Annotated in this window: 25 protein-coding genes and 1 pseudogene; 7 read left to right on the forward strand and 19 right to left on the reverse strand. The window is 71.4% G+C overall.

Annotated features, from left to right (window positions below; all coding sequences use genetic code 11):
- Positions 1–134: 134 nt before the first annotated feature.
- From AC13HU_RS04390 to AC13HU_RS04410, 5 genes are all read right to left on the reverse strand, one after another.
- Positions 135–1,064, reverse strand: a complete 930-nt coding sequence (locus AC13HU_RS04390) for a dihydrodipicolinate synthase family protein (protein WP_483040382.1) — start codon at positions 1,062–1,064, stop codon at positions 135–137.
- Entirely contained in the window at positions 1,061–2,059 is a 999-nt protein-coding gene (locus AC13HU_RS04395) for an oligopeptide/dipeptide ABC transporter ATP-binding protein (protein ID WP_483040383.1), read from the reverse strand. The genes AC13HU_RS04390 and AC13HU_RS04395 overlap by 4 nt, the downstream gene beginning before the upstream one ends.
- The gene (locus AC13HU_RS04400) at positions 2,056–4,191 is read right to left on the reverse strand and encodes a dipeptide/oligopeptide/nickel ABC transporter permease/ATP-binding protein (protein ID WP_483040384.1); all 2,136 of its coding nucleotides are present in this window, start codon (positions 4,189–4,191) and stop codon (positions 2,056–2,058) included. The genes AC13HU_RS04395 and AC13HU_RS04400 overlap by 4 nt, the downstream gene beginning before the upstream one ends.
- 1 nt (position 4,192) lies before the next feature.
- On the reverse strand, positions 4,193–5,143 hold the full coding sequence (locus AC13HU_RS04405; protein WP_483040385.1) for an ABC transporter permease: 951 nt from the start codon (positions 5,141–5,143) through the stop codon (positions 4,193–4,195).
- Positions 5,144–5,222: 79 nt separating this feature from the next.
- A complete protein-coding gene (locus AC13HU_RS04410) occupies positions 5,223–6,827 on the reverse strand; it encodes an ABC transporter substrate-binding protein (protein ID WP_483040386.1) in 1,605 nt (534 codons plus the stop codon).
- Between the two features lie 39 nt (positions 6,828–6,866).
- Between AC13HU_RS04410 and AC13HU_RS04415 the strand changes: the two genes are divergently transcribed.
- From AC13HU_RS04415 to AC13HU_RS04425, 3 genes and pseudogenes are all read left to right on the forward strand, one after another.
- Positions 6,867–7,067 (forward strand): hypothetical protein, encoded by a 201-nt coding sequence (locus AC13HU_RS04415; RefSeq protein ID WP_483040387.1) that lies wholly within the window; start codon positions 6,867–6,869, stop codon positions 7,065–7,067.
- A gap of 85 nt (positions 7,068–7,152) precedes the next feature.
- Positions 7,153–7,836: pseudogene (locus tag AC13HU_RS04420) on the forward strand (FadR/GntR family transcriptional regulator); the annotation flags it as partial.
- Positions 7,837–8,094: 258 nt separating this feature from the next.
- Positions 8,095–9,165 carry an acetylxylan esterase gene (locus AC13HU_RS04425; RefSeq protein WP_483040388.1) on the forward strand — a complete coding sequence of 357 codons (1,071 nt, stop codon included), beginning with the start codon at positions 8,095–8,097 and terminating at the stop codon, positions 9,163–9,165.
- Here the strand turns inward: AC13HU_RS04425 and AC13HU_RS04430 are convergent.
- From AC13HU_RS04430 to AC13HU_RS04440, 3 genes are all read right to left on the reverse strand, one after another.
- Entirely contained in the window at positions 9,134–11,023 is a 1,890-nt protein-coding gene (locus AC13HU_RS04430) for an exo-alpha-sialidase (RefSeq protein WP_483040389.1), read from the reverse strand. The genes AC13HU_RS04425 and AC13HU_RS04430 overlap by 32 nt on opposite strands.
- A 349-nt stretch (positions 11,024–11,372) precedes the next feature.
- Complete coding sequence (locus AC13HU_RS04435; protein WP_483040390.1) at positions 11,373–12,026, reverse strand: LuxR C-terminal-related transcriptional regulator; 654 nt, start codon at positions 12,024–12,026, stop codon at positions 11,373–11,375.
- The gene (locus tag AC13HU_RS04440; protein ID WP_483040391.1) at positions 12,014–13,180 is read right to left on the reverse strand and encodes a sensor histidine kinase; all 1,167 of its coding nucleotides are present in this window, start codon (positions 13,178–13,180) and stop codon (positions 12,014–12,016) included. The genes AC13HU_RS04435 and AC13HU_RS04440 overlap by 13 nt, the downstream gene beginning before the upstream one ends.
- A gap of 177 nt (positions 13,181–13,357) precedes the next feature.
- Here AC13HU_RS04440 and AC13HU_RS04445 point away from each other — a divergent pair, with 177 nt between their 5' ends.
- The gene (locus AC13HU_RS04445) at positions 13,358–13,522 is read left to right on the forward strand and encodes a hypothetical protein (RefSeq protein ID WP_483040392.1); all 165 of its coding nucleotides are present in this window, start codon (positions 13,358–13,360) and stop codon (positions 13,520–13,522) included.
- Between the two features lies 1 nt (position 13,523).
- On the opposite strand, the gene AC13HU_RS04450 is transcribed toward AC13HU_RS04445, so the two are convergent.
- Together AC13HU_RS04450 and AC13HU_RS04455 are read right to left on the reverse strand one after the other, a co-directional pair.
- Positions 13,524–14,873: a class I SAM-dependent RNA methyltransferase gene (locus tag AC13HU_RS04450; RefSeq protein WP_483040393.1), complete on the reverse strand. Its 1,350-nt coding sequence runs from the start codon at positions 14,871–14,873 to the stop codon at positions 13,524–13,526.
- A gap of 156 nt (positions 14,874–15,029) precedes the next feature.
- Positions 15,030–17,096, reverse strand: coding sequence for an APC family permease (locus tag AC13HU_RS04455; protein ID WP_483040394.1), 2,067 nt, complete (start codon positions 17,094–17,096; stop codon positions 15,030–15,032).
- 271 nt (positions 17,097–17,367) lie between these two features.
- On the opposite strand from AC13HU_RS04455, the gene AC13HU_RS04460 reads away from it, so the two are divergent.
- Both AC13HU_RS04460 and AC13HU_RS04465 read left to right on the forward strand, forming a co-directional pair.
- Positions 17,368–18,036: a potassium channel family protein gene (locus tag AC13HU_RS04460; RefSeq protein ID WP_483040395.1), complete on the forward strand. Its 669-nt coding sequence runs from the start codon at positions 17,368–17,370 to the stop codon at positions 18,034–18,036.
- The gene (locus AC13HU_RS04465) at positions 18,033–18,710 is read left to right on the forward strand and encodes a potassium channel family protein (protein ID WP_483040396.1); all 678 of its coding nucleotides are present in this window, start codon (positions 18,033–18,035) and stop codon (positions 18,708–18,710) included. Before AC13HU_RS04460 ends, AC13HU_RS04465 begins: the two co-directional genes overlap by 4 nt.
- Before the next feature lie 160 nt (positions 18,711–18,870).
- Here AC13HU_RS04465 and AC13HU_RS04470 read toward each other — a convergent pair whose 3' ends face one another.
- The 6 genes from AC13HU_RS04470 to AC13HU_RS04495 all read right to left on the reverse strand — a co-directional run bounded on the left by AC13HU_RS04470 (position 18,871) and on the right by AC13HU_RS04495 (position 23,180).
- A complete protein-coding gene (locus AC13HU_RS04470; RefSeq protein ID WP_483040397.1) occupies positions 18,871–19,680 on the reverse strand; it encodes a DUF3159 domain-containing protein in 810 nt (269 codons plus the stop codon).
- Positions 19,681–19,684: 4 nt separating this feature from the next.
- Complete coding sequence (locus AC13HU_RS04475; RefSeq protein ID WP_328470367.1) at positions 19,685–20,083, reverse strand: OB-fold nucleic acid binding domain-containing protein; 399 nt, start codon at positions 20,081–20,083, stop codon at positions 19,685–19,687.
- 104 nt (positions 20,084–20,187) lie between these two features.
- Positions 20,188–20,970 (reverse strand): ABC transporter ATP-binding protein, encoded by a 783-nt coding sequence (locus AC13HU_RS04480; protein WP_483040398.1) that lies wholly within the window; start codon positions 20,968–20,970, stop codon positions 20,188–20,190.
- Positions 20,971–21,280: 310 nt separating this feature from the next.
- Complete coding sequence (locus AC13HU_RS04485; RefSeq protein ID WP_483040399.1) at positions 21,281–22,051, reverse strand: DUF3710 domain-containing protein; 771 nt, start codon at positions 22,049–22,051, stop codon at positions 21,281–21,283.
- A gap of 2 nt (positions 22,052–22,053) precedes the next feature.
- On the reverse strand, positions 22,054–22,578 hold the full coding sequence (dut, locus tag AC13HU_RS04490; protein ID WP_483040400.1) for a dUTP diphosphatase: 525 nt from the start codon (positions 22,576–22,578) through the stop codon (positions 22,054–22,056).
- Positions 22,575–23,180: a PaaI family thioesterase gene (locus AC13HU_RS04495; protein ID WP_483040401.1), complete on the reverse strand. Its 606-nt coding sequence runs from the start codon at positions 23,178–23,180 to the stop codon at positions 22,575–22,577. The genes dut and AC13HU_RS04495 overlap by 4 nt, the downstream gene beginning before the upstream one ends.
- 92 nt (positions 23,181–23,272) lie before the next feature.
- On the opposite strand from AC13HU_RS04495, the gene AC13HU_RS04500 reads away from it, so the two are divergent.
- A complete protein-coding gene (locus AC13HU_RS04500; RefSeq protein WP_483040402.1) occupies positions 23,273–23,740 on the forward strand; it encodes a DUF3093 domain-containing protein in 468 nt (155 codons plus the stop codon).
- Between the two features lie 60 nt (positions 23,741–23,800).
- Here the strand turns inward: AC13HU_RS04500 and AC13HU_RS04505 are convergent, their stop codons facing one another.
- The 3 genes from AC13HU_RS04505 to AC13HU_RS04515 all read right to left on the reverse strand — a co-directional run.
- Positions 23,801–24,610, reverse strand: a complete 810-nt coding sequence (locus AC13HU_RS04505) for a hypothetical protein (protein ID WP_483040403.1) — start codon at positions 24,608–24,610, stop codon at positions 23,801–23,803.
- Between the two features lie 12 nt (positions 24,611–24,622).
- Positions 24,623–24,922, reverse strand: coding sequence for a DUF4193 domain-containing protein (locus AC13HU_RS04510; RefSeq protein ID WP_103884889.1), 300 nt, complete (start codon positions 24,920–24,922; stop codon positions 24,623–24,625).
- Between the two features lie 447 nt (positions 24,923–25,369).
- The coding region (locus tag AC13HU_RS04515) for a sensor histidine kinase (protein ID WP_483040404.1) at positions 25,370–26,623 on the reverse strand (1,254 nt) is incomplete at its 5' end.

A 26,623-nucleotide genomic window follows, 5' to 3' on the forward strand; every position in this document is an offset into this window, starting at 1 on the left:
CGCCGCGTCGAGGACGGCGGCCGGGCCCTGGGCGGCGGGGGTGGCGAGGGAGGTGCGGTCCACCAGCTTGCCCTCGGGGGTGATCAGGGCGGCGGCTGTCTTGGTGCCGCCGATGTCGACCCCGGCGAGCAGCGTCATCGCAGCCCGGCCTGTTCGAGGATCACGGTGATGCGGTCGGTCTCCTCGGCGGTCAGCGGGCGCATCGGCGGGCTGACGGTGTTCGCGGCGATCACGCCGAGGATGGTGAGCGCGGTCTTGAACGCGCCCAGCCCGGCGGCCGTTCCGGAGGCGGTGGCGGGGTCGGCCACCGCGACGATCTCGAAGAGCCGGGCCAGCCGGTCCTGTTCGGCCCGGGCGGCGGCCCAGTCGCCGCGCGCGGCGGCGTCGTGCAGCCGCCGGTAGCCGTGCGGGTCGACGTTGCCCAGGCCCGGGACCGAACCGTCGGCGCCGCCCAGCAACATCGCGTCGACGACGACCTCGTGCCCGGTGAGCAAGGCGAATCCGGACTGGTCGCTCAGAGCGAGGGCGAGCTGGCGGAAGGACACGTCGTCGCCGCTGGAGTCCTTCACACCTGCGAGGACACCGTCGGCGGCGAGGGTACGGACCAGCTCGCGGGAGAGCTTGCTGTGCACGCACACCGGTATGTCGTAGGCGAGCACGGGCAGTTCGCAGGCCGCGGCGATCTGCCGGAAGTGCCGGTCGATCTCGGTGGGGTGGGTGCGGGTGTAGAAGGGGGCGGTCGCGACGATCGCCGAGACGCCCTTCGCGGTCGCGGTCCTGGCGCGTTCGATCACCTTGTTGGTGGTGGTCTCGATGGCGCCGGCCAGCACCGGGACCTGCCCGGCCGCGGTCTTCACCACCACGTCGAGGACGATGTCCTGCTGGTCATCGGTCAGGTAGGCGACCTCGCCGGAGCTGCCCAGCGCGAACAGCGCGTCGACACCGCCGTCGATGAGGTGCTGGACCACGCGCTCCAACGACACGGTGTCCACGGTGCCGTCGGCGGCGAGCGGGGTGACGACGGGCGGGATGACCCCCGAGAAGGGGGTGGTGCGGGGCTTCACGAACTGCTCCTTGTAGCGGGCCGCGTGGCGGTGGCCGCCGGTGCGGGAATCTGAGGGTGTACGCAGTGCCAGCGGTGCGCGCCGTCCGCGGTCGGCGCCGGGAAGACGTCCGCGCAGGCGTCGTCCGCCTTCCAGCAGCGGGTGCGGAACGGGCAACCGCTCGGCGGGTTGGTGGCGGAGGGGACGGGACCGTTCAGCACGATCCGCTCGGTGGTCTCCAGCAGGCTGGGCGTGGCGGAGAAGAGCGACTCGGTGTACGGGTGGGCCGGCGTCCTGGAGACCTGCGCCGTCGGGCCCTCCTCGACGATGCGGCCGAGGTAGAGCACGGCGAGCCGGTCCGAGAGATGCCGGACGGTCTGGATGTCGTGGGAGATGAAGACCATGCCGAGGCCGAGTTCGGCGCGCAGGTCCATCAGCAGGTTGAGCACCTGGGCGCGTACCGACACGTCCAACGCGCTGGTGGGTTCGTCGGCGACGATCAGCTCGGGCCCCAGCGCCAGCGCCCTGGCGATGGCCACCCGCTGGCGCTGCCCGCCGGAGAGCCGGCCGGGCAACGCGTGCAGGGTGTGGCTGGGCAGCCCGACCAGGTCGAGGAGTTCGACGACCCGGCGCTCCCGGTCACGGACCGTGCCGCGGCGGTGCACGTCCAGCGGGTCGCGCAGGATGCGGCCCACCGGCATGCGCGGGTTCAGGGCGGTCGAGGCGTCCTGGAAGACCACCCCGACCGAAGACCCGAACTCGGTACGCCGCCTGGCGGCGGGCAGGCCCCACAGGTCCTCGCCGCGGAAGAGCACCCGGCCCTCGGTGGGCCGCTGAAGTCCGGTCAGGACGCGGGCCAGCGTGGACTTCCCGCACCCGGACTCGCCGACCAGGCCGACGATCTCACCGCGCTCCACGGTCAGTTCGGCCCCGGTGAGCGCGTGCACGGCGTCGTGCTTGAACAGGCCGCCGCCCCGGGCCCGGTGCCGGACGTGGACGTCTTCGAGCCGGATCATCGTCCGCTCCTTTGCAGCAGTACGGGTTCCGCCGGGTGGTGGCAGGCGAAGCCGTGCCGTCCCGCCTCGCCGCCGAGCTCTTCACCGGCGCCGGCGAGCGCCCCGGGGCGTCCGCCGAGCCCGGGCGCCTGAGTGCGGCACAGTTCGGTCGCCGCCTCGCAGCGGGAGGCGAACCGGCAGCCGGCGCCGAAGTGCTGCGGGGCCGGGACCACGCCGTGCACCTGGTGCAGCCGGGGCGCGCCCGACTCCAGCGAGGTGACCGAGCCGAGCAGTCCGCGGGTGTAGTGGTGGGTGGGGTCGGTGAGCAGCGCACGGGTGTCGCCGGTCTCGGCGACCTGGCCCGCGTACATCACCGCGACCCGGTGCGCGAGGCCACTGACCAGTGCCAGGTCGTGGGAGACCAGGATCATCGCGAAGCCGAGCTCGTCCCGCAGCCGGACCAGCAGTTCGACGATCTGGGCCTGCACGGTCACGTCGAGCGCGGTGGTCGGCTCGTCGGCGATGAGCAGCCGGGGGCTGCGGGACAGCGCCATCGCGATCAGTACCCGCTGGCGCTGGCCGCCGGACAGTTCGTGCGGGTAGCTGCGCAGCGTGCGTTCCGGGGACAGCCCGACCAGTTCGAGGAGTTCGACGGGGCTGCGGGTGCCGCCGCGCGAGGTGAGCTGGCGCAGCTGGCGGCCGATCAGCACCGACGGGTTGAGCGAGGACATGGCGTCCTGGTAGACCATCGCGATCTCGCTGCCGGCGAGCGCGCGGCGCTGCCGGGGGGCGAGGCCGAGCAGGTCCTGGCCGCGGTACTCGATGCTCCCGCTCGCCTCGGCGTTGCGGGCCAGCAGGCCCATGACGGCGAGGCTGGTGATGCTCTTGCCGCAGCCAGACTCCCCCACCAGGCCGAGGGTTTCGCCCTCGCGGACGGTGAGCGAGATGCCGTCGACCACGGGGACGTCGCCGTAGCGGTCGGGGAAGCGGATCGACAGGTCGCGGACGGTCAGCAGGTCGGGGGCGTCGGCCGGGACCGGCCGGATCACCGGCGGGTGGGTCGTCATGCGTTCGGCGAGCAGTACGAGACTGCGCTCGACGGCGGCCCGGTCGTCGTCCGCCCCGCCCTTCGCGGCAGCGGCAGCACCGGACGACCCGGATGCCCCGGACGTCCCGGCGTCACCGGTCCGCCCCGCAGGCAGTCCGGCCGGCCCATCCACCGGCTCCGCCGACTCGGCCTGCGACGCGTCGCCACCCGCGGTCACCGCGGTCGCCACCGGGTCCACCCGGGCGGCACCGGGCGACGCGGAGGCGTCGGTGAGCCCCTCGGACAGGACGTTCAGCGCCAGCACGGTGATCAGCAGCACCAGGCCGGGGAAGAACGTGGCCCACCAGCCGCCGGAGAGCAGGATCTGCCGGCCGTAGGAGAGGACGTTGCCCCAACTCGGCTCGGGGTCCTGCACACCGGCCCCGATGAAGGAGAGGCTGGCTTCGAAGATGATCGCCTCGGCGACCAGGACGGTCGCGAACACCATGACGGGCGCGGCGCAGTTGATGGCCACGTGTCGCAGCACGATGTACGTGCGTCGGGCGCCGATGACCTTCTCCGCGGCGACGTAGTCCTCGCCGTACTGGGCGAGCACGTTGGCGCGCACCACGCGGGCGAGCGAGGGCACGTAGACGAACGCGATGGTGAAGATCAGGACGGGCACGCTGGAGCCGAAGACGGTGACCAGTACGGCGGCCAGCGCGATCGGCGGGAAGGACATGACGACGTCCAGGATCCGCATGACCGTCTCGTCGCCCCACTTGGGCGAGGTGGCGGCCAGCGAGCCGAGGATCGCGCCGACCACGACGGCCAAAGCCGTCGAACCCAGGCCGATGACCAGGGAGTAGCGGGAGCCGTACACGACCCGGGCGAAGATGTCGCGGCCGACCCGGTCGGTGCCGAACCAGTGGTGGGCGCTCGGCGCCTGGACGGGGATGCCGGTGGTCAGCGGGTTGTCCGCGATCAGGGATGCGCACACCGCGGCGAGCGCCACGACGATCAGGACGACGAGCGAGATCCGCGAGGCCGGCGGCAGCGCGCGGAAGCGGATGCCGGGGCGGGACAGTTTGGCCACGATGCGTTGGGGGCCAGTGAACAGGAACATCTCACACCGTCCTGATGCGCGGGTTGACCAGCAGGTAGAGCAGGTCGACGACGACGTTGACGACCAGGAAGGCGAGCGCGATCGTCAGGACGGTGCCCTGCACCAGGGCGACATCGCCGCCGGTGACGCCCTCCAGGATGAGCTTGCCCATGCCCGGAAGGTCGAAGATCGTCTCGATGACGACCGCGCCGCTGAGCAGGTAGCCGACCTTGACGCCCAGCACGGTGAGCGGCGTGACCAGCGCGTTGCGCAGCACGGAGCGGATGACCAGCATCGGTGGCAGGCCGTTGCCTGTGGCCGTGCGCACGTAGTCGCGGTCGAGTTCGGTGACCATCGAGGTGCGGATGAGCCGGGCCAGCGAGGCCGCGACCGGGACCGCGAGCGAGATCGACGGCAGCGTCATACAGCGCAGCCAGCCGGTGAAGGAGTCTCCCGGATTGACGTATCCGCCGGTCGGGAAGAACGAGTTGTCCAGGGCGAACCGCTGGATCAGCAGCACGCCCAGCCAGAAGGAGGGCACCGCGACACCGGCCATCGACAGCACGCGGAAGACATGGTCGGGCCAGCGGTCCCGGTACACCGCGCCGATGACGCCGAGCACCACGGCGAGCACGATCGCGATCAGCAGCCCCAGCAGCGTCAGTTGCAAGGTGAGCGGGAAGGCGACGGAGATGCGGTCGGCGACCGGCTGGCTCGGCGGCACGGTCACGCCGAGGTTGCCGTGCAGCAGTCGGACGATGAAGTGGTAATAGCGTACGGGCAGCGGGTCGTTGAGCCCGTTCGCCTGGGCGAACGCCGCACGGGCCGCGGCGGTCGAGTTCTCCCCCAGCGCGTTGTAGGCGGGATCCGCGGGTGAGAACTGGAGCACGACGAAGACCAGCAGGGTGATGCCGAGGATCATCGCCGGCATGATCGCCACGCGGCGCAGCGCGAGCCGGAGGAAAGCGAACATCGGGTGTTCCTAGCGGTAGGTCCTGGACGACTGGTGGTGCGGGGCCGGCGACTGGCGGGACAGCCGCCGGCCCGGCGGCTCAGGCCGGGGACACTCCGAGGAACGACAGGCCCGTCGTCGGCACGGGGCTGAACCCGGTCAGCGCGTGCTTGTTCCACGCGGTGGGCAGCTTGCGGTGCAGGATCGGGTAGAGCGGCACCTGGTCGGCGACGATGTCGGTGACCTGGGCCCACAGGGCGGCGCGCGCCTTGGTGTCGGCGGTGCGGGCGGCCTGGTCCAGCAGCGAGACGACCTGCTTGCCCTTGGCGGTGCCCGACCAGTGGTAACGCGTCTCGGGCCAGGTGCCGACGTAGAACCAGCGCATCAGCAGGTCGACGTCGTTACCGAACACCGACGGGTCGCCCGGCGCGACCAGCAGGTCGAAGTCACCCGTGTCGATCTTCGCGTACTGGGCCGAGGACTGACCGATGCTCAGGGTGGTCTTGATGCCGGCCGCGTCCCAACTCTCCTTCACCAGCGGCGCGATGTCCTGCACCCAGGAGGTGTCGGTGGTCAGCACGGTGACCTTCAGGCTGCTGACGCCGGCGGCCTTCAGCAGCGCCTTGGCCTTGGCCGGGTCGTGGCCGTAGACGGTGCCGGCCTTGACGTAGTCGGGGTGGCTGGGCTGGAGGTAGCCGCTGGCCGGGGTGGCCTGGCCGGACATCGCGGTGGCGATGATCTTCTCGGTGTCCAGCGCGTAGTGCAGTGCCTGACGGACCCTCGGGTCGTCGAACGGCTTCTTCTTGCAGTTGAACATCAGGAAGAGGTTGCCGAAGGACGAGGCCGACTCGACGGTCGACTTGCGCTTCAGGCCGGGCATGTCGATGTACGGCACGTCCTCGATGGCCTCGACCCGGCCGGACTCCATCGCGCTGACCCGGGCGGAGGCGTCGGAGAGCAGGTTCCACGTCATCGACGTGGCCTTGGCCGGGTAACGTCCGTTGTACTTGGCGTACTTCTTGAAGACGATCTTGTCCTCACGGGTCGCCGACACCAGCGAGTACGGGCCCGAGCCGATCGGCTTGGCGTCGAACCCCTTCTCGTCGGCCTGCACGATCTTCTTCGGCACGACCTTGACGACCGATATCCGGGAGGGGAAGAGCGCGAAAGGGTACTTCAGCTTGAACTCGACCGTGTGGGTGTCCACCGCGCGGGCGGAGTCCAGGAACGGCAGGAACTGCGCCATTAGAGAGGCGTTCTTCGGGTCCAGGATGCGCTGGAAGCTGAAGACCACGTCGTCCGAGGTGACGGCCGAACCGTCGTGGAAGGTCGCGCCCTCGCGCAGCGTGGCGCGGTACGTCGTCGCGTCGACCTTGGCCGGCATCGCGGTGGCCAGTGCCGGGCGGGCCGACAGGGTGACCGGGTTGAGGTCCACCAGCCCCTCGAAGATGTGCCAGTTGGCGGCGACCGGAGTGGCACCGGAGGAGGTCATCGGGTCGAACCCGGTGGACAGGGCGTACGAAATACCCGCGGTGATCGTATTGCCGGCCGTACCGCCGCCGGAACTGGAGCCGTTGTCCGTGGTCGAGGAGGGTCCGCCGCACGCGGCGAGGGTGCCGGTGAAGGCGGCGGCCGCGCCGACCGCGCCGGAATACCGCAGGAAAGCACGGCGATCGACTCTGGCGGGTGTCCGTCGAGAAGACACAGGAACCTCCGGGAACAGGATGGGATGGACGGTGACGAGATGAACGATGTGGAGCAGTGCCGGGTGGGGCTGGTGGGGCCGGTGGGACCGGACGGACCCGACCGGTCCGGGGCCGCCCGGCAATACCGGGTGACCGAACGGTGCCGCCGGGTGGCTGCCGAACGGATTTTCGGCAAGGGTAAGCCGAACATCGAGAATACTCTGCGCTACATAGGACATCAGATGTCTGATGCCTGGTAGGGTGGACCGTAGTCGTCAGGACGAGAGGGGTCAAGGGGTGGACGCAAGTCGTAACTCCGGCAACGGGCGGGGCCGCCGTCTGCTGATGCACGAGGTCAGCGAAGGCATCAAACGTTACATCTTGGACAACGGACTCCGTCCGGGCGACCTCCTGCCCACCGAGAACGAGCTCTGCGAGGCCCTGGACGCGAGCCGGTCCAGCGTCCGCGAGGCCGTGAAGACCCTGGACGTCCTCGACATCGTGGAGGTCCGCCGCGGCCACGGCACCTACGTGGGGCGGCTCGGACTGTCCGCACTGGTGGAAAGTCTCACGTTCCGTGGCCTTCTCGACCGCGACGACGACATGCAGCTCATGCTGGAACTGGCGGACATGCGCGAGCTGTTCGAGCGCGGCATGGCCGACCGGATCGTGGCCGCTCTCGACGTCGGCGACATCGACACCCTCGACACTCTGGCGAACGACATGGAGGCGTCCGGCAGCGGCGACGGGACCGGCTTCGTCGAGGCCGACCGCGCCTTCCACGCCCTCCTGGTCGCCCCGCTCGACAACGAACTGATCGGGCAGCTCTCGGCCGCGTTCTGGGACGTCTACATCATCGTCGCCCCGCACCTGAACGGGATCAGTCGGGCCGACGAGGTCGAGACGGTGCATCACCACCGCCGGATCGTCGAAGCCGCCCGCGCCCGGGACGCGGCGGCCTTCGCCGCGGCCGTCTCCGACCACTACGCACCGGTGCGCCGGCGGATCACGGAGGCGCGCACGGCCGGCACGCGGGACGCCGGCACGAGCGACGGTACGAGCGACGGAGCAGAGGCCGGTTCCGGCGCCGGGACCGGGGCGAGGAAGGACGGCAAGGGCGGCGGCAGCAGCCGGTCCGCAGGCAGGTCCGCAGGTCGGGAGGCCGCCGTCATCGCACCCCGCCGGGTGGCACGCCGCCTTGACGCCGCCGGGGACTCCGCCTAAGTTCCCGACGGAGAGGGACATCGGACATCAGATGTCCCACCCCGTCTCTCCGAGGAGCCCGGCGTGCCCCTGACCGACCTCACCCTGGCGGAATGCCTGGAATACCGCGCCGAGCAGCCCGCGCCCGCCGGCTTCGACGCGTTCTGGACCCGGACCCTCGAAGCGGCCGCGCGGGCCGCGCGACCACCGCGGTTCGACGCCGTCGACGCCGGTCTGCCCGGGGTCCGCGTGAGCGATGTCACCTTCACCGGATACGACGGCGAGCCGGTCCGCGGCTGGCTGCGACTGCCCGCCACCCCGGCCGGACCGCTCGGCTGCGTGGTGGAGTTCCTCGGCTACGGCCGCGGCCGCGGCCTGCCGCACGAGAACCTGACCTGGGCCGCGGCCGGCTACGCCCACCTGGTCATGGACACCCGCGGCCAGGGCTGGTCCGCGGCGCCCGGCGCGACCCCCGACGCCGGCGGCACCGGACAGGGCCCCGTGCCCGGTTTCCTCACCCGCGGCACCGGCCGGCTGGACGACCACTACTACCGGCGGCTGTTCACCGACGCGGTGCGCTGCGTGGAAGCCGCCCGCAGCCACCCGGAGATCGATCCCGACCGGATCGTGATCACCGGCTTCAGCCAGGGCGGCGGCATCGCGCTGGCGACGGCGGGCCTCGTACCGGGACTCGCCGGTGTCATGTCCGACGTCCCCTTCCTGTGCCACATACGGCGCGGCGCCGAACGCGCCGCCCTGCCGCCGTACACCGAGATCGCCTCCTACCTCGCCCTGCACCGGGACCGCGCCGAGGCCCTCTTCGCCGAGCTCGACCACTTCGACGGCCTGCACTTCGCGCCCCGCGCGACCGCCCCGGCACTGTTCTCGGTGGCGATGATGGACCAGATCTGCCCGCCCTCCACCTGCATAGCGGCCTATCACGCGTACGCCGGCCCCAAGGAGTTGGCGGTCTACCACTTCAACGGGCACGAGGGCGGCGGAGAGTTCCACCGGGCCCGGCAACTGGTGTGGGTCCGAAAGCGGCTGGGGCCTGGCCCCGCCGCTCCCGAACCGGTTGCCACCGCTTCCGGACCAACCGCCGGAAGCGCTCACGCACCGGCCGTCAGTGGTCCTGCTTCGCCCAGTCGAGGGTGAAGTCGGAGTAGACGATGCCGCCGGTGTCGCCGATCTCGTAGAGGTCGGCGACCGCGCCGCCGCCGAGGACGGCGAGGGTCGAATAGCCCGCGTCCCCCGACTTGACCAGGGCCTGGTACGGCCAACTCGCCACATCGTCCTGGCTGACCCGCACGGTCAGCTCCGAACGGCTGGACCCCGAGGCGTTGTTGCTCGCCAGCGTCACCGGGGTGGTGAGCGGGGCCCCGGTAGAACTCACCTGGGACGGCGTGAGATAGGAGATCTCGTCGGCGTTGCAACCCGGGTCGACCAGACCGGAGTTCCACGCGGGGCCGAAGGCACTGGCCACGTCGGTCGCGCCGGCCGGCGAGGCGTCGCCCGCGGTGGCGTACCAGCGGTTGCCGCCGCTGTTCGAGCGCAGGTTCTGCACCACCTTGCCGCTGCCGCGCTGGATGACCTTGCTCTCGTTGACGTTGGTGGCGGCTGCAGGGCCGGCGTGCCAGGTCGCTCCGTGGTCGTCGGAGTAGATGTCGGCGGCGTGGTCGGCGCCGCCCTCGCGGTAGACGATCGGCTGCACCAGGCGACCGCTCGCCAGCTGGATGCCGTGCCCCGACGAGGCGAACATGCCCGCCCAGTTCACGCTCTTCACCTGCGGGTTGAGGTCGACCGGGGCGCTCCAGGTCAGGCCGTCGTCGGTCGAGGTGATGTAGCGGATGTGCATGGCGGTCGTGTCGGTCGCCGAGTTGGAGCCGGCCACGGAACCGTAGTAACCGACCCCGGGCGCGGGCGAGTAGTTGTCGAACAGGTACAGCTTGCCGTGCGAGCCCGCCGTCCGGTCGACCAGCAGGCTGGCGTCGCCGTAGCCCTCACTGGTGGTCGGCGCGTGCAGCACCACCTTCGGCGTGGACCAGGTCGCGCCGCCGTCGGTACTGCGCCGCATGACGGTCTGGATGTTGTTGGTGCCGCCCCCGAGGTCGGAGTTGCCGTCCACCCGCGCGTCGGCCATCGCGATGACCGTGCCGGAGTTCGTGACCGCCATCGCGGGAATACGGACCGAGGCGGCCGTGCCGGTGTACGTCTCGTACGTCGAGCCGTCGGCGGAAAGGCGGTTGAGCCCCTCGATCGGGGTGGTCGTGCTGAAGAGCGTCTGCACGTTCATCCCCGGCGTGCCGGCCGCCAGGCCGCAGGTCGCGGTGCCGGACTCGGTACGGCTGAAGCCGCTCGCCGTCGTGGTGGTGAACGCGTACGGCGTGCCGTTGGGCACCGTCCACAGCAGCGTGGCGTCCGAACCGCCGGCCGCGACCGCCCGGGTCCAGGCGCTGCCGCTGCGGCCGGGCCAGGCGACGGTGAACACCTGCGCGGCGGCGGAGTGGTTGACCAGCGTCATCCGCAGCACGTGCGTGGCGGGCTGCGAACCGTCCGCGTTGCGCGGGCAGTCCAGGCTGACCTGCGCCCCCAGTGCCGTACCGCAGTCGAGGGTGCCGGCCACCGTGGTGTCCAGGCCCTGCGGGGTGGTGACGTGGAAGGAGTACGCGGTGCCGCTCGTCTTGGTGAAGAACAGGTCGGTACGGTCGCCCGCGGCGACCGAGGGCGTCCAGGTGCCGTATCCGCTCCACGTCACGGTGAACGTGGTCGCCGACGCGGTCGGGTTGAGCAACTCCAGCCGGATTCTGCTGCTGTTGCAGTCCTGGCTGCCGACGGCCGACTGGGTTCCGGTCGCGGCACCGCCGGGCGCCGCGGTGGCCAACGGCGCCACGAGGGCGGCCAGTACGGCGACCAGCAGCAGCAACAGCCGCTGCGGCGACGCCTTCCGGTGCGGTGTCCGCGCCGGCCGCTCCTTCCGGCGCGGCGGACGGATGTGCGGGGAACTTTCGGTCACAGCGGACTCCTCGGGGGTGGGGGTGCCGGATCGAGGGACGGCAGGTGCACGGCGCCGGAACGGCGCGAACTCCCGGACGACATCTGATAACTGATGAACGACATCAGATGTCGGTTGTCCGGGACCCTACGAGTGAGGTGCTGCCCCGTCAAGAGCACGCGGCAGCGCGGGCTGCCCCGACAACTCCGTGCGTGCGGAGGCGAGATCCGCGGTTCAGGCGCCCGCCGGAGCCTGGCGTCAGGCCGGGCGGGACGATGACCCGTCGCCGCAACACACCTTCACTACAAGGGAGTTCGGAACGCAGATCCGGCGGCGGAACGGCGCTGCGCACCGGTCCGACGCGAATCCCTCACGCTCGGGATCGCTTGTTCAGGTACGCGAGGACCGCGAGCACCCTGCGGTGGCCGCTGTCGCTCTGCGGCAGGTCCAGCTTGAGGAACACGTTGCCGATGTGCTTGCTCACCGACCGCTCGGTGATGACCAGTTGCGCGGCGATGGTGGCGTTGTCCCGGCCCTCCGCCATGAGCTGGAGCACCTCGCGCTCCCGCGGGGTCAGCGCGTCGATCGGGTCGTCCTTGCGGGCGGCCAGAAGTTCGGCCACCACCTCCGGGTCCAGGGCGGTGCCGCCGGCGGCGACCCGCTCCAGGGCGTCGAGGAACTCGTCGACCCTGCCCACCCGGTCCTTGAGCAGGTAGCCCACACCGCTCGCGCCACCGCCCAACAGCTCGGCGGCATAGGTCTCCTCGACGTACTGGGACAGCACGAGGACCGGGAGCCCGGGGATCTCCGCCCGCGCCGCGATCGCCGCCCGCAGGCCCTCGTCGCGGAAGGCGGGCGGCATCCGGACGTCCAGCACCGCCACGTCGGGGCGGTGCTCCAGCAGAGCGGGGAGCACCTCGGGACCGCTGGTCGCAACCGCCGCCACCTCGTGGCCGGCGGACGTGAGCAGCAGCACCAGCCCCTCCCGCAGCAGGGCGTTGTCCTCCGCGATCACCACACGCACGGCAGTTCCACTCCGATCACCGTCGGTCCCCCGACGGGACTCGACACCTGCACGATGCCGTCGAGCGCGGCCGCCCGGCGCCGCAGGCCGAGCAGCCCGCTGCCGCCCGTCTCGTCGGCGCCGCCACGGCCCTCGTCACGCACCGAGATCAGCAACGAACGGCGCCCCCTGGCGAGTTCCACCCAGGCCCGGCGGGATCCACTGTGCTTGGCGGCGTTGGTGAGCGCCTCGGCGACCGCGAAGTACGCCGCCGCCTCGACCGCGGCCGGTGCGCGCGGGCCTGCCTCCAGGCCCTCGTCGGTCACCTCGACCTCCAGGCCGCTGCCGGCCGCGAGCGCCCGTACCGCCCTGCCCAGGCCCCGGTCGGTGAGGATCGGCGGGTGAATGCCGCGGACCACGTTACGCAGTTCGGTGAGCGCCTCCTCGACCTGGTCCTGCGCGTCGTCGAGCAGCTTGCGGGCGGCGTCGGGGTCCGTGCCCTGGGCCCGCCGCGCCAGGCCCACCCGCATCGACAGGGCCACCAGGCGGGCCTGGGTGCCGTCGTGCAAGTCGCGTTCGATACGACGCAGTTCGGCGCCGTGCGCCGCCACCGCGCCCGCCCGAGTGGCCGTCAACTCCTCGACCCGCTCGGCGAGTTCGGCGCTGCGCCGGGCGTCCGGCGAGGGCTCCAGCAGGGCGCGGGACCAGGTGGCGTCCAGGTCCGCGAGCCGCCCGATGAGCGGCAGCAGCACCGCCCTGCGCCCCAACACCCCGCACCACAGGCCGTCCACGAGCAGCCCGACGACCCAGACCAGCAGCGCGGCGTAGGCCAGCAGCCAGCCGTAGAGGAAGTGCAGCGCCAGCCACCGCAGGTCGCGAGTGGTGCCCGGGTCCTCGACCGCCGTACGCACCCGTACCGACAGATCGCCGACGAGCGGGACGTACGCCTCCGGGACCGCCTCCCCCGTCCGGTTCTCGACCTCGCGCCGCTTGACGCCGGCGATCCGGCGCAGCAGCAGGACCGACTCGGGCAGCACGCCCGCGCCGACCACCAGCACCGTGGCGGTCACGGTGAACACCATGACGGGCAGGAACAGAAGCGAGGCCAGTGCCAGACCAGCAGCTCTCAGGAGCTGCCGCGTCGCCCGCCACTCGAGCCACAGCCTCTGCTTCATGGTCATCAGGTTAGGCGACCGGTCCGGCCGGGGAACGCGGGTACGCCACCCGGCCCGTGGTGGAGCGGGCTACACCACGGGTCCGGTGGAGTGCCCCCTCGCTCCACCGCCGGGTCGGCGGGCATTATGGTGTCCGCAAGGGGCAGCCGGCCCCGCCGCCCGACTAATGGAACCGCCATGAAGGCCCTGCTCTGGATGCTGCTCGTGGCAGCCGCCGCCACCAACGTCTCCACCAGCTTCGCCTTCGACGGCGGCAAGCAGGTCGCCATCAGCGTCGGCACCGGCAGTGTGGTCATCGCCTCGGCGGTGTGCCTGTTCCTGACGCGCACGAAGCGCGCCTGAGTCAGGAGCTCTTCGCGGCCGGTGCCAGGATCGCCACGCACTCCATGTGGTGGGTGAACGGGAAGAGGTCGAAGGCCAGCAGCCGCAGCGGGCGGTAGCCCTCCTCGGCGAACCACGCCAGGTCCCGGGCCAGCGCCGCGGGATCGCACGCGACATAGGCGATGCGGCGGGCGTCGAGCGAGGCGATCTGCCGGACGGTGGCGTGGCCGGCGCCGGCCCGCGGCGGGTCGAGGACCACCAGGTCGGCCTCGGTGATGCCGGTACGGGGCAGCACCTGCTCGACCTTGCCGTGTTCGATCCGGACCCGGTCGAGGTCCTGGAGGTTGTGCCGGGCGTCCTCGACCGCGCGCTTGGCGGACTCGACGCCGAGCACGGCACCGCGCTCCCCGACACGTTCGGCCAGCGCGCCGGCGAAGAGGCCGACCCCGCAGTACAGGTCGAGCGCCATGTCGCCCTTGCGCGGCATCAGTCCCTGCATGACGGCCTCGACCAGGACGTCGGCGGCCTTCGGGTGCACCTGCCAGAAACCGCCGTCGCCGACCCGCCAGGTGCGGCCGGCGGCGCGCTCGCGGACGAACGGGCGGCCGTGCACGCGGTGCACGGCGTGGTCCCGCTCGCCGATGCGCTGCACGGACACCGGCTTGTCGAGTTCGACGATCGGCAGCCGGCCGCCGGGCCGCGGGGTGAGGACGACCTGGCGGTCGTGGGAGCCGGTGGCGGCGATCGCCTCGACGGTCGCGATCTGCGGCCAGTTGCGGGCCTCGACACCGAGTTCGCTGACCCCGGGCGCGGCGATCAGGCAGTGGTCGATCACCTCGACGTCGTGCGAGCGGTGCTTGCGCAGCCCGGCCCGCCCCTCGGCGTCGATCGCGTACTGCACGCGGGTGCGCCAGGCGGGCACGGCGGGGGCGCCGGCGTCCAGGTCGGCCTGGCTCACCTTGTCGCCGGGCGCGGGCGCCACGGTGCCGTCCCAGCCCGCTTCCTCGGGGGTGAGGCCGGCCAGCCGGGCGAGTTGTTCGGTGAGCACGGCGGCCTTGAGCCGTCGCTGGGCGCCGGGGGTGGCGTGCTGCCAGTCGCAGCCGCCGCAGCGGCCCGGTCCGGAGAAGGGGCAGGGCGGCTCGACGCGGTCCTTGCCGGGCTCCAGGACGCGTACGGCGTCGGCGCGCAGGAAGCGGGCGTCCTGGTCGCCCTCGGTGACGCGGGCGACGACCCGTTCGCCGGGCAGGGCGTGCCGGACGAAGAGCACCTGTCCGGCCTCGGTACGGGCCACGCAGTGGCCGCCGTGAGCGACCGGCCCGACCTCGACCTCGAACTCGTGGCCGACCATCGAGGGGGCGGAATCGGTCTGCATGGCGGCGCTGCTCCTGGGGTGGACGGCGAGGCGGGTCACGGGCTGGTCGGCGGGGGGACGGCGACCGCCCAGTCTACGTGCGCGCCCACCCTCGACCGACCGCCGTCGGCCGACCATCCTCGACCGACCGCCCTCGGCCGACCGCCCTCGGCCCGGCTACTTCTTCCCGGTGCCCGGGGTGGTGTGCTCGCGTTGGTCGGAGCGGGGCGGGCCGACCGGGCCGCGGCGGATGGAGCCGGGCGCGTTCCAGTCGGCGCGGCGGCGGGCCCGCGCGCGGGCCACCTCGGAGGAGTCGAGCTGCCAGGGCACCGAGGTGACCATGACGCCGGGACTGAACAGCAGGCGGCCCTTGAGCCGCAGCGCGCTCTGGTTGTGCAGCAGGTGCTCGTACCAGTGGCCGACGACGTACTCGGGGATGTAGACGCTGACCACGTCACGGGGGCTGTCGCGGCGCAGGCCCTTGACGTAGTCGATGATCGGGCGGGTGATCTCGCGGTAGGGCGAGTCGAGGACCTTCAGCGGCACGTCGATGCCGTGGCGGTGCCACTCGGCCTGGAGGGCCTTGGTGTCCTCCGGGTCGACGTTGATGCTGAGGGCTTCGAGGCGGTCGGAGCGCATCAGCTTGGCGTAGGACAGGGCGCGCAGGGTGGGCTTGTGGAGCTTGGAGACCAGCACGATGGAGTGCACCCGGGAGGGGCGGACGTAGTCGTCGCCGGGCTCGTCGTCGGCGGCGATCTCCTCGGCGACGCGGGTGTAGTGCCGGCGGATCGCGGTCATGGTGGCGAAGAAGATCACCATGCCGAGCACCGCGACCCAGGCGCCGTGCGTGAACTTGGTGAGCAGCACGATCACCAGCACCAGGCCGGTCAGGAAGGCGCCGAAGGTGTTGATCGCGCGGGAGCGGTGCATGTGGCGGCGCTTGGCCGGGTCGATCTCGGTGCGCAGGTGGCGGTTCCAGTGCCGGACCATGCCGGTCTGGCTGAGCGTGAAGGAGACGAAGACCCCGACGATGTAGAGCTGGATGAGCCGGGTGGAGTTCGCGCCGTAGATGTAGACCAGCACGGCGGCGAAGCCGGCCAGCAGCACGATGCCGTTGGAGAAGGCCAGCCGGTCGCCGCGGGTGTGGAGTTGCCGGGGCAGGTAGCGGTCCTGGGCGAGGATCGAGCCGAGCACCGGGAAGCCGTTGTAGGCGGTGTTCGCGGCGAGGAAGAGCACCAGCGCGGTGACCGCGGCCAGGAAGATGAACGGGATCGAGTTGTGTCCGAAGACCGCCTCGGCGACCTGGGCGATCACCGGGTCCTGGGTGTAGTGGCTGCCGACCGGCTTGCCGTTGTTGAGCAGGTCGGTGGCCGGGTTCTGGGCCATCCGCACGTGGGTGTTCATCGCGAGCGCGATGATCCCGCAGAACATCGTGACCGCCAGCAGGCCCATGGCGGCCAGCGTGGTGGCGGCGTTCTTCGACTTGGGCTTCCGGAAGGCCGGCACGCCGTTGCTGATCGCCTCGACACCGGTGAGCGCGGCACATCCGGAGGAGAAGGCGCGCAACAGCAGGAAGATAAGCGCGAATCCGCCGAGGCCCGGGGACTCCGCGTGGATCGTGTAGTGCGCGGTCGGCGCGTTCATGGTTTGCCCGGAGGCGATCTTGACGATGCCCCACCCGATCATGCAGAAGACGCCGAAGACGAACGCGTAGGTCGGGATCGCGAAGATCGTGCCCGACTCCCGCACTCCGCGCAGGTTCATCAGCATCAGCACCACGATCATGCCGACCGCGCCGAGCACCTTGTGGGTGACGAAGAACGGCACCGCGGAGCCCAGGTTCTCGATGCCCGAAGCGACCGACACCGCGACGGTGAGCACGTAGTCGACCATCAGCGCGCTGGCGACGGTGAGCCCCGCCTTCGGCCCCAGGTTGGTGGTGGCGACCTCGTAGTCACCGCCGCCGGAGGGGTAGGCGTGCACGTTCTGCCGGTAGGAGGCGACCACGGTGAACATCAGCACCACCACCGCGACCGCGATCCACGGGCTGAAGTGGTAGGAGGAGATGCCGGCGATCGAAAGGACCAGCAGCACCTCACCGGGCGCGTAGGCGACCGAGGAGAGCGGGTCGGAGGCGAAGACCGGGAGTGCGAGCCGCTTGGGCAGCAGCGTCTCGCCCAGCCTGTCGCTGCGCAACGCCCGGCCGATCAGGATCCGTTTCGGCAGGTCGGTCAGTTTGGACACCCCGCGATGTTAAGGGATGGGCATGGCACCCGTGCGCCCGAGTACCGGACCGGGTGTGAAGAACCTGCGCCCCCACTCACGCGGAACTTCTACGCCACCCCGCGCGTGTGGAGCTTGGGCCCCCGGTCTGAGAGTCTTGGACCAACTTTTACGACGACGGCTCTTGGTTTCACGGTCCTGGTGCCGTGACCGGGAGGGGCACTAGTCGCATCAGTCGGACTCAGCAGTCGTCAGGCTCAGTCGTCAAATGTTGGCAGCCGGAAGGACGGTCGTGCACGTCGTGATTATGGGATGCGGGCGAGTGGGTTCAGCTCTCGCGCACTCCCTCGAACAGCATGGTCATACGGTCGCGGTGATCGACCAGGACCCGACGGCGTTCCGCCGCCTCGGCTCCGGGTTCGGCGGGCGCCGGGTGACCGGAGTCGGGTTCGACCAGGACACACTGCGCGAGGCCGGCATCGAGGAGGCGGGCGCCTTCGCGGCCGTGAGCAGCGGCGACAACTCCAACATCATCGCGGCCCGGGTGGCCCGCGAGATGTTCGGCATCGAGAACGTGGCGGCCCGGATCTACGACCCCAAGCGCGCCGAGGTCTACCAGCGCCTGGGCATCCCGACCGTGGCCACCGTGCGCTGGACCGCCGACCAGATGCTGCGCCGGCTGCTCCCGTCGGGCGCGGAGCCGCTGTGGCGCGATCCCAGCGGTGGGGTGCAACTCGCCGAGGTGCACACGTCCGCCGCCTGGATCGGTCACAAGGTGAGCCGGCTCCAGGAGGAGACCGGCGTCCGTGTGGCCTTCCTCACCCGGCTCGGCGAGGCCGTGCTCCCGACCTCCCAGACGGTGCTCCAGGAAGGCGACCTCGTGCACGTCATGATGCGCACCGACGGTGTCGCCGACGTCGAGGCCGCGTTCGCCAAGGGGCCCGAGGAGGCGCAGTCATGAGGGTCGCCATCGCGGGGGCCGGCGCGGTCGGCCGCTCCATCGCCGGGGAACTGCTGGAGAACGGCCACGAGGTGCTGCTGGTCGACAAGAACCCGACGTCGATCTCCGTGGAGCGGGTCCCGCAGGCGGAGTGGCTGCTCGCCGACGCCTGCGAGATCACCTCGCTGGACGAGGCCGCGTTGCAGCGCTGCAACGTGGTGATCGCCGCGACCGGCGACGACAAGGTGAACCTGGTCGTGTCGCTGCTGGCCAAGACCGAGTACGGCGTCCCGCGGGTCGTCGCGCGCGTCAACAACCCCAAGAACGAGTGGCTGTTCAACGAGTCCTGGGGCGTCGACGTCGCGGTCTCCACGCCGCGCCTGATGTCGGCGCTGGTCGAGGAAGCGGTCAGCGTCGGCGACCTGGTGCGGCTGCTGCGATTCAGCCAGGGTGATGCGAATCTCGTGGAGTTGACGCTGCCCGAGGACGCCGCGCTCGTCGGCACCCGGGTCGGTGACGTGGAGTGGCCGACCGACACCTCGCTGGTGACGATCATCCGCGGCAACCGGGTGCTCACGCCCTCCAAGGACGACGCCCTGGAGGCCGGCGACGAGCTGCTGTTCGTGGCGGCGCCGCACCGCGAGGAGCAGTTGGAGGACCTGCTTTCGGTCCAGGACGGCGCCGCCGAGGAATAGGCGGAACCACGCGCCCCGGCGCGTGCCCGCGGACATGCGCCAGGGCCCCGACCACCGTGAGTGGTCGGGGCCCTGGCACGTGATGTGTACGGCCGGCCGCCCGTGCGGACGACGCTGGACGGTCGGGACGACATCCGACGGTCGGGACGACGCGGAGCGGTCAGGAAGACGCGGACGCCTGGCGCTCCTTCTCGGCCTTCTCGGCCTTCTCCGCCGCCTCCATCTCCGCGATCACGTCGATCGGCGGCGGCGCCTTCACCAGGAAGATCCAGGTGAGGTAGACCGACAGCAGGAACGGCGGGATGCCGAGCGCGACCTTGACCCAGCCGAGCTGCGTGGCGTTCCCCCACCAGTAGAGCGGGAAGAGGATCGCGGACTTGGCGAGCAGGATCAGCCCCCACGCCCAACTCGCCTTGGTGTACGCGCGCAGGCGCCCCGGGTTGCGGGTGCGCCAGGACAGGTTCTCCTTGAAGATCGGCCCGAGGATCAGGCCGAGCAGCGGGACCTTGGCGGCGGCGGTGACGATGTAGGCGAGCGCGAGGCCGAGGGTGTAGAGCATGCCCGGCAGGTAGAAGTTCTTCGCGTTGCCCGACACCATCGCGAAGACCGCGCCGAAGGCGACCCCGAACACCCCGCTGAAGGCGTGCTTGAGGGTGTCCCGTTGCAGCAGCCGGGCCGCGCCCATCACCAGGGACAGCGCGAGCGAGGCGATCGCGGAGCTCTTGAGGTCGTGGTCGACCGTGTAGATCGCCACGAAGACCAGCCCGGGCACGGTGGTCTCCACCATGCCGCGCACGCCGCCGAACGCCTCGAAGAGCGCCGCCTCGGTGACCGCGCGGGCCGCCTCGTCGGTGCCCTGAGATCCGCCGTCGGCGCCGCCGGACCCGCCGAGCCGGTGGGACCCGCCGGAGCCGTCCGGAGCCGCCGGATCGGCGCCCACCGTCTGATCCGTGTTGTCGATCGACGTCACCTGGTTACTCCTGTCCGACCGGACGCAGTTCGTACTTGGGGTTGAACAGCACCGGACGGCCTCGGTTCATGGAGATCCGGCCGGACGCGATGATCATGCGCCCGGGTTCTATGCCGACGATGCTGCGGCGTCCCAGCCACACCACGTCGAGTGCGGCCGAACCGTCGAACAGTTCGGCTTCCAGTGCGGGCACGCCGGCCCGAGGACGGAGCGTGACCGTACGCAGCGTACCGGTCACGGACACGATCTGTCGGTCGGAGCAGTCGCAGATCCGTGTGCAGCCGACCGCGAGGGCGTCCTGTTGCAGTTCCTCGGAATGCAGTTCCTCCTGGGAGGAGGACAGGCGGTCGAGCATGCGACGGAAGCGACCCGCGGGTCGGTCGGAACGGATGGCACCACTCATATCGCCAAGGGTACCGGGATGCCCGCGCGGGACCAGAGGCCCGGAGCACGGCTCCGAGCGACCGTTCTCAAGGGCCGTCGGCGCCTTCCCGCGGCTTGTCCCGGCTACGACTCCCCCGCCGGCCGCTCTTCCGGCCGCTCTTCCGGCCGCTCCGCGTCGACGATCCGCCCGTCGCGCAGCTCCAGCACCCGGTCGGCCAGCGCCAGCAGCTGCGTGTCGTGGGTGGCGACCAGCGCGGTCACGCCCTCGCTGCGCACCACCGCGCGCAACAGCTCCATCACCGCCAGTCCGGTGTCCGCGTCGAGCTGGCCGGTGGGCTCGTCGGCGATCAGCAGCACCGGACGGTTGGCGAGCGCGCGGGCGATCGCGACGCGCTGCTGCTGGCCGCCGGACAACTCCCCCGGCCGCTGGGCGGCGTGGTCGGCGAGGCCGACCAGGGCCAGCAGCAGCGCGACCCGCTCCTCCCGCTCGCGCGCCGGGGCCTTGCGCAGCCGCATCGGCACGCCGACGTTCTCGGCGGCGGTCAGGATCGGGATGAGCCCGAAGGACTGGAAGACGAAGCCGATCCGGTCGCGGCGCAGCGCCAGCAGGTCGTCGTCGCCGAGCCCGGCGAGGTCGGTGTCGGCCAGCGTGATCCGGCCGCTGTCCGGGACGTCCAGGCCGCCCACCAGGTTGAGGATCGTGGTCTTGCCGGACCCGGATCGGCCCTTGAGCGCGACCAGTTCGCCGCGCGGCACGCGGAAGGACACTCCGCGCAGGGCGGCCACCGCGGTGTCGCCCGAACCGTAGGTGCGGCGCAGGTCCTCGACGACGACCAGGTCGCCGACGTCCGCCCCCTCCGCGATCGCGGTTGCCGTACCTGCCTGATCAGCGGATTGCTCGCTCATACTTCTTCCTCCCCCGTGCCGGCCTGTCCCCCGTCCGGGCCGCGCTGTGGTCGTCCTCGGCCGTCGCGTACCCGTACCGTACGCCGCGTCCGCCCGGAAACCAGCCGGTTGCCGGATAACGATCAGGGCGACGCCGCGCGGGCGGGGCCGAAGACAGATCACCCGGCCGCCGAACGTTCCGGCGACCGGGTGGATGTAGGGGCTACGGTACGGCGAACGTCGAACCGCGCTTCCCTGCAAGGAAGTTGCACGGTCGGAGCGCCCTGGGTGCGCGATGGCCGCCGCTGGGCAACGGCCGCGCCGCCACGGCTCAGTGCAGTTCGGTGATCTCCGGGCCGCGCCGCATCGGGTCGATGCCGTCACCGAACTTCGACGGCTCGCTCGGCTCGGGCGAGGCGCCGTCGGGCACCATCTGCGCGTCGTTCGGGAGCTTCAGCACGATCGGGTCGCGGGGCGCCATCGGGGCCTCGCCGCGCAGCACCACGGTGTCGCGGAAGACCGACTCCAACACGCCGGCGGCGGCGGGCTGCACCGCGCCCTGGCCGGAGATGACCCCGCGCAGGAACCAGCGCGGGCCGTCGCAGCCGATGAAGCGCACGAGCTGAACCCCGTTGGTGCCGTCGGGCAGTTGCACCGGCACCTGCGCGCGCAGCTCCCATCCGAGCGGGCCCTCGACCTCGTCGACGACGCCGCCCTGCTGGGTGATGCCCGACGCGATCTCCTCGCGCACCTCGCCCCAGATGCCCTCGGACTTCGGGGCGGCGAACGCCTGGAGCTGGACGGCGCTGTCCCGCAGCACCACGGTCGCGGCGACGATGGACTCACCGGCCACCTCGACCCGCAGCTCCATGCCCTCGACGCCGGGCACGAACAGGCCACCGAGGTCCACCCGGCCCTCGCCGGGCTCCTGGACCTCGCTCATGTCCCACGGGCCGTCGGGCCGCGGGGCGGGCGGAAGGTTGTAATCGGACGACTCCTCGGAGTCGTCCGGCTCCGCGGTGTCCTCGGCCGAGTCCTCCGGGCCTTCGGCCTCGTCGAGCTCGTCGATGGCGTCTTCGCGCTCCTTGCGACGACGGAACACGGTCACTGTCCTTCCCGGTCGCTGACGACCGATGCGTATCCGTTGTTGGACGTGCCCGCCGACGGTGTCTGCACCGCGGCGTGACCCCCCGTGGAGCCGAAGCCCCCCGCGGCCCTGGCAGATCCCGGCAGTTCCGCGACCTCGTGGAAGCGGACCCGCTCGACCTGCTGGACGACCAGTTGGGCGACCCGGTCGCCCGGCTCGAACCTGACGGTCTCGCGCGGATCGAGATTGACCACGATCACCTTGATCTCCCCACGGTACCCGGCATCGACCGTTCCCGGGGCATTCACCATCGCCACCCCGCACCGCGCGGCAAGGCCGGAGCGCGGGTGGACGAAGGCCGCGTAGCCGTCCGGCAGCGCGATGGAGATGCCGGTGGGCAGCACCGTCCGCTCGCCGGGCGCCAGTTCGGCGGCCTGGGTGGTGATCAGGTCGGCGCCCGCGTCGCCGGGATGCGAGTACGCGGGGACCGGCACCGACTCGTCGAGCCGGCGCAGCAGCACGTCCACCGGCGGCTTGCTCATGGGTTCACCTCGAAGGCGCGGGCGACCTTGACCTGGTCGGGGTCGGCCATCGCGGCCTGGATCTCGTCGGCACGGCCGTTGCTGGTGAAGTGGTCGATCTTCACCTCGATGAACAGGGCGTCGGCGCGGACCGCCACCGGGCCGTCCGGGCCGCCGATCCGGCCCTCGGCGCTGCTGTAGATCTTGCGGCCGGCCACCGCGGTACAGCGCGCGGACAGATACAGGGTCGCGCCCACCGGGACCGGCCGTACGAAGTCCGACTCCAGCCGCCCGGTCACCGCGATGACCCGCAGCATCCAGCTCAACGAGCCCAGCGTCTCGTCCAGCGCGGCGACCAGCACCCCGCCATGCGCGAGGCCGGGCGCGCCCTGGTGGGCGGACTGGACGGTGAACTCCGCGGTGACACTGACGTCTTCGCCGGCCCTGGCCGCGAGGTGCAGTCCGTACGGCTGGGTTTCGCCGCAGCCGAAGCACTGGTCGTAATGTGCGCCGAGCAGTTCGCCGGGCGCGGGCGCCTCGGGGTGGCGTACGGGCGCGGCGGCGCCGGGCGGCGGCGCCAGGCCCGGTCGGCCCGCGTTGGGGGGTGTTGTGGCTGCACTCACGCCGCAGACCTTATCGCGCGAAGGTGTGGGCACCCCCTGTCCGCCCGCGCACCCGACCCCGCGGGCACAGACCGACATGGCACGCTTATGCCATGCCCGCTTCGCAGCCTTACGACGAACGCCTCACCGTGCCGCGCTCCTGGTGGTTCATGGCCATCGGCGCGGGTATCGGCCTGGCCCTGGTCTTCTTCCCCTTCGGCCTGCTCCCGATGCTCGGCGGCCTGGTCGCGGGCGGGGCACTGGCGATGATGACGGTCAGCTCCTACGGGTCCGCGCGGATCCGCGTGGTGGCCGGTTCGCTGGTCGCGGGCAAGGCGCGCATCCCGCTGGAGGCGCTGGGCGAGGCCCTGGTGCTGGACCCGGCGGAGGCGGTGGCCTGGCGGTCGTACAAGGCGGACCCGCGGGCCTTCATGCTGCTGCGGTCCTACGTGCCGACGGCGGTGAAGGTGGAGGTGACCGATCCGGCGGACCCGACGCCGTACGTCTACCTGTCGACCCGCTCGCCGCAGCGGCTGGCCGAGGCGCTGGGCGCCTTCAGGACGGCCGGACAGGCGAACTAGGGGTTTCCCCGCCCGGCGCGGGCGGTCCGGCCCGCGGAGGGCCGCGTGCGGGCCGCGGGGCTATCTTCCGGCGGGACCGGGGAGTTCGGGCGGCGGGATGCGGCCGGAGCGGCCGGGCTCCGCGGTTTCGCGACCGACCTCGGCGGTCTCGGAGCTCTCCACGAGCAGCGGCCACGGAAGTTGGTGCGCGCGCAGGTCCTTGCGGACCCGCTGGGCGAGCTTGCGGGTGTCGCGCCGGTTCATCACCGCGCCGACGGCGGCGCCGATCATGAACGGGGTCAGCGCGGGCATGTGTCTGAGGCTGCGGCGCAGGAGTCGCTGCCGCATCTCCCGCTTCATGCTGGTGCCGAACGCCACGTTGAGGGTCGACAACTTCAGCACGTCGATGCCGCGCTGCTCGGTCCAGGACCAGAGGTAGGCGGTGGCGCGCTCCCGGACGGAGCCGGGCACCCGCAGTCCGTAGACCTCGTGCAGTTCGGCGATGAGTTTGTACTCGACAGTGGCCACGCCCAGGGTCTCGGTGGCCAGTTCAGTGGGCATGGCGGGCGGGACCGGCAGCATGGCGGCCGCGCCCACACCGGCGCCGACCGTCATGGTGCCCTTCACGGCGGCCGAGATCAGCCGGTCGGCGATCTCGTCGGGGCCGAGCCCGGGGAACTGGGCGCGCAGCGTGCCGAGATCACGCACGGGGATGCGCGGAGCGGTCTCGAGGAGCCGTTCGGCCACCGAGCCGATGCTGGCCTTGGCCAGCCGCCCGCTCGCGCGGGCGCCGCCGCCGACGCCCCGGGTGACCCCGCGGGCGGTCGCGGCCGCGAGCGAGGCCGCACGGCCTCGCTCGACGTTCCTTCGCTCATCCGGTGAGCCGGTCACGGCGCCGGCCGGTCAGGCCGCACAGTCGCGGCAGATGGGGTTTCCGTTCTTCTCGGCAGCGAGCTGGCTCCTGTGGTGGACCAGGAAGCAACTCATGCAGGTGAATTCGTCCGCTTGCCGTGGCAGCACGCGGACCGACAACTCCTCGTTGGAGAGGTCGGCGCCGGGCAGCTCGAGGGACTCGGCCTGGTCGAACTCGTCGACGTCGACCGCGGAGGTCGACTTCTCGTTCCGCCGTGCCTTCAGCTCCTCGATGCTGTCCTCATTGACGTCATCGTCGGTCTTGCGTGGGGTGTCGTAATCCGTAGCCATTTCGCTCTCCCCCTGTGGGTGTCTGTGGTGTCTCCAGCGCCGTAACGCGCGGGAGGCCGGACTTGTGCCCGACCCGAGGCGGAGATTTTGCCTCACATCAAGGCCCGTTACTCAATCGACACCCGACAACGCCCCCGAAGAGGTGAGCGCAAGGGTGGCCGATCATGGTCCGTGGCGGTCCGAAAGTCATCCGCCATGGATGCCTCTCCGTGTACTTCCCGTGATCATGACCTGCGGAAACATGGAATTTACGGTCGTTTCTCCCAGATCTGTGATCACCGAGCGTACACACTGTGAGAGAGCCGTGTGCAATCGATCACAGGTGTGCGCCGGCCGCGCCAGAAGTGTCAATTACTCGCAAAGCGAACAGCGCCCCGGTCGGCGCGGCGAGTCGGGCTCGGCCGGGCGTGACGCGGTTCACAGCCTGTCACAGGAGTTCACCGCACCTCACATCGGGATCGCGACCCTCATGACCAGGCCGCCTCCCTCGCGCGGCGAGGCGGTGATCACCCCGCCGTGCGCTCTGGCGACCGAGCGGGCGATGGACAGCCCGAGCCCGACGCCCTTGTCGCTGCCGGTGCGCTCGGTGCGCAGCCGGCGGAAGGGCTCGAACATGTTGTCCACCTCGTAGGCGGGAACGACCGGTCCGGTGTTCGCCACCACCAGGAGTGCCTGGCCGTGCTCCGCGCTGGTGGTCACATCGACCCAGCCATCGGCCGGGACGTTGTAGCGCACGGCGTTCTGCACCAGGTTCAGCGCGATCCGCTCCAGCAGCACCCCGTTGCCCTGCACGACCGCGGGAGCCAGCGACTCGCGCAGCATCACGCCCTTCGCCCCGGCCTCCCCACGGGTCTGCTCAAGGGCTCTGGAGGCCGCCTCGGCGAGGTCGACGGCCTTGCGGTCCACGATCTCGTTCTCGCTGCGGGCGAGCAGCAGCAGGCCCTCCACGAGCTGCTCGCTGCGCTCGTTGGTGGCCAGCAGGGTCTTGCCGAGCTGCTGGAGGTCGGGCGAGGCGTCCGGGTCGGCGAGCTGCACCTCCAGCAGGGTGCGGTTGATCGCCAGCGGGGTGCGCAGCTCGTGCGAGGCGTTCGCGACGAAGCGGCGCTGGGCGGTGAAGGAGCGCTCCAGCCGGTCCAGCATGCCGTCGAAGGTGTCGGCGAGCTCCTTGAGCTCGTCGTCCGGGCCGTCCAGCTCGATCCGGCGCTTGAGGTCGGAGCCGACCACGCTGCGGGCGGTGCGGGTGATCCGGCCGAGCGGCGACAGCACCCGGCCGGCCATCACGTAGCCGAAGGCGAAGGCGACCACGGCCAGGCCGATCAGGGCCAGCAAGGAGCGCTTGAGCAGCGTGCCGAGCGCCACATCGCGCTGGTGCTGCATGCAGGCGTTGATCGCCTGGATCACCTGCTCGTTGGTGGTCTGCGGGGTGACCTGGACGCAGCTGCCCGCCACCGAGCGGATCTGGATCCCGGCGATCTCGAAGGGCAGCTCGGCACCCTTGTGGATGGCCTGCGCGGCCAGCAGGTAGATGATCCACAGCAGCACGACGCCGGCGATCAGGAACATCCCGCCGTACAGGACGGTCAGCCGTATCCGGATCGTGGGCCGCAGCCAGGGCGGCGGGGTCTCGGCGGGCGGCGGGTCCCAGGCCGGGCGCGGAGGGGCGGACGGCCTGGCCGGCGGCGGGCTCGCGGGGGTCTGGGG

The organism is Streptomyces sp. NH27 (assembly GCF_056859195.1).

What these genes read in the sequence shown, in the direction of transcription:
- AC13HU_RS04440 (WP_483040391.1), bottom strand. Translation starts at nt 13,180, where the DNA reads ATGAAGCAGAGGCTGTGGCTCGAGTGGCGGGCGACGCGGCAGCTCCTG.
- AC13HU_RS04445 (WP_483040392.1), top strand. Translation starts at nt 13,358, where the DNA reads ATGAAGGCCCTGCTCTGGATGCTGCTCGTGGCAGCCGCCGCCACCAAC.
- dut (WP_483040400.1), bottom strand. Translation starts at nt 22,578, where the DNA reads ATGAGCAAGCCGCCGGTGGACGTGCTGCTGCGCCGGCTCGACGAGTCG.
- AC13HU_RS04400 (WP_483040384.1), bottom strand. Translation starts at nt 4,191, where the DNA reads ATGTTCCTGTTCACTGGCCCCCAACGCATCGTGGCCAAACTGTCCCGC.
- AC13HU_RS04465 (WP_483040396.1), top strand. Translation starts at nt 18,033, where the DNA reads ATGAGGGTCGCCATCGCGGGGGCCGGCGCGGTCGGCCGCTCCATCGCC.
- AC13HU_RS04395 (WP_483040383.1), bottom strand. Translation starts at nt 2,059, where the DNA reads ATGATCCGGCTCGAAGACGTCCACGTCCGGCACCGGGCCCGGGGCGGC.
- AC13HU_RS04510 (WP_103884889.1), bottom strand. Translation starts at nt 24,922, where the DNA reads ATGGCTACGGATTACGACACCCCACGCAAGACCGACGATGACGTCAAT.
- AC13HU_RS04450 (WP_483040393.1), bottom strand. Translation starts at nt 14,873, where the DNA reads ATGCAGACCGATTCCGCCCCCTCGATGGTCGGCCACGAGTTCGAGGTC.
- AC13HU_RS04415 (WP_483040387.1), top strand. Translation starts at nt 6,867, where the DNA reads ATGAACGATGTGGAGCAGTGCCGGGTGGGGCTGGTGGGGCCGGTGGGA.
- AC13HU_RS04500 (WP_483040402.1), top strand. Translation starts at nt 23,273, where the DNA reads ATGCCCGCTTCGCAGCCTTACGACGAACGCCTCACCGTGCCGCGCTCC.
- AC13HU_RS04475 (WP_328470367.1), bottom strand. Translation starts at nt 20,083, where the DNA reads ATGAGTGGTGCCATCCGTTCCGACCGACCCGCGGGTCGCTTCCGTCGC.
- AC13HU_RS04480 (WP_483040398.1), bottom strand. Translation starts at nt 20,970, where the DNA reads ATGAGCGAGCAATCCGCTGATCAGGCAGGTACGGCAACCGCGATCGCG.
- AC13HU_RS04405 (WP_483040385.1), bottom strand. Translation starts at nt 5,143, where the DNA reads ATGTTCGCTTTCCTCCGGCTCGCGCTGCGCCGCGTGGCGATCATGCCG.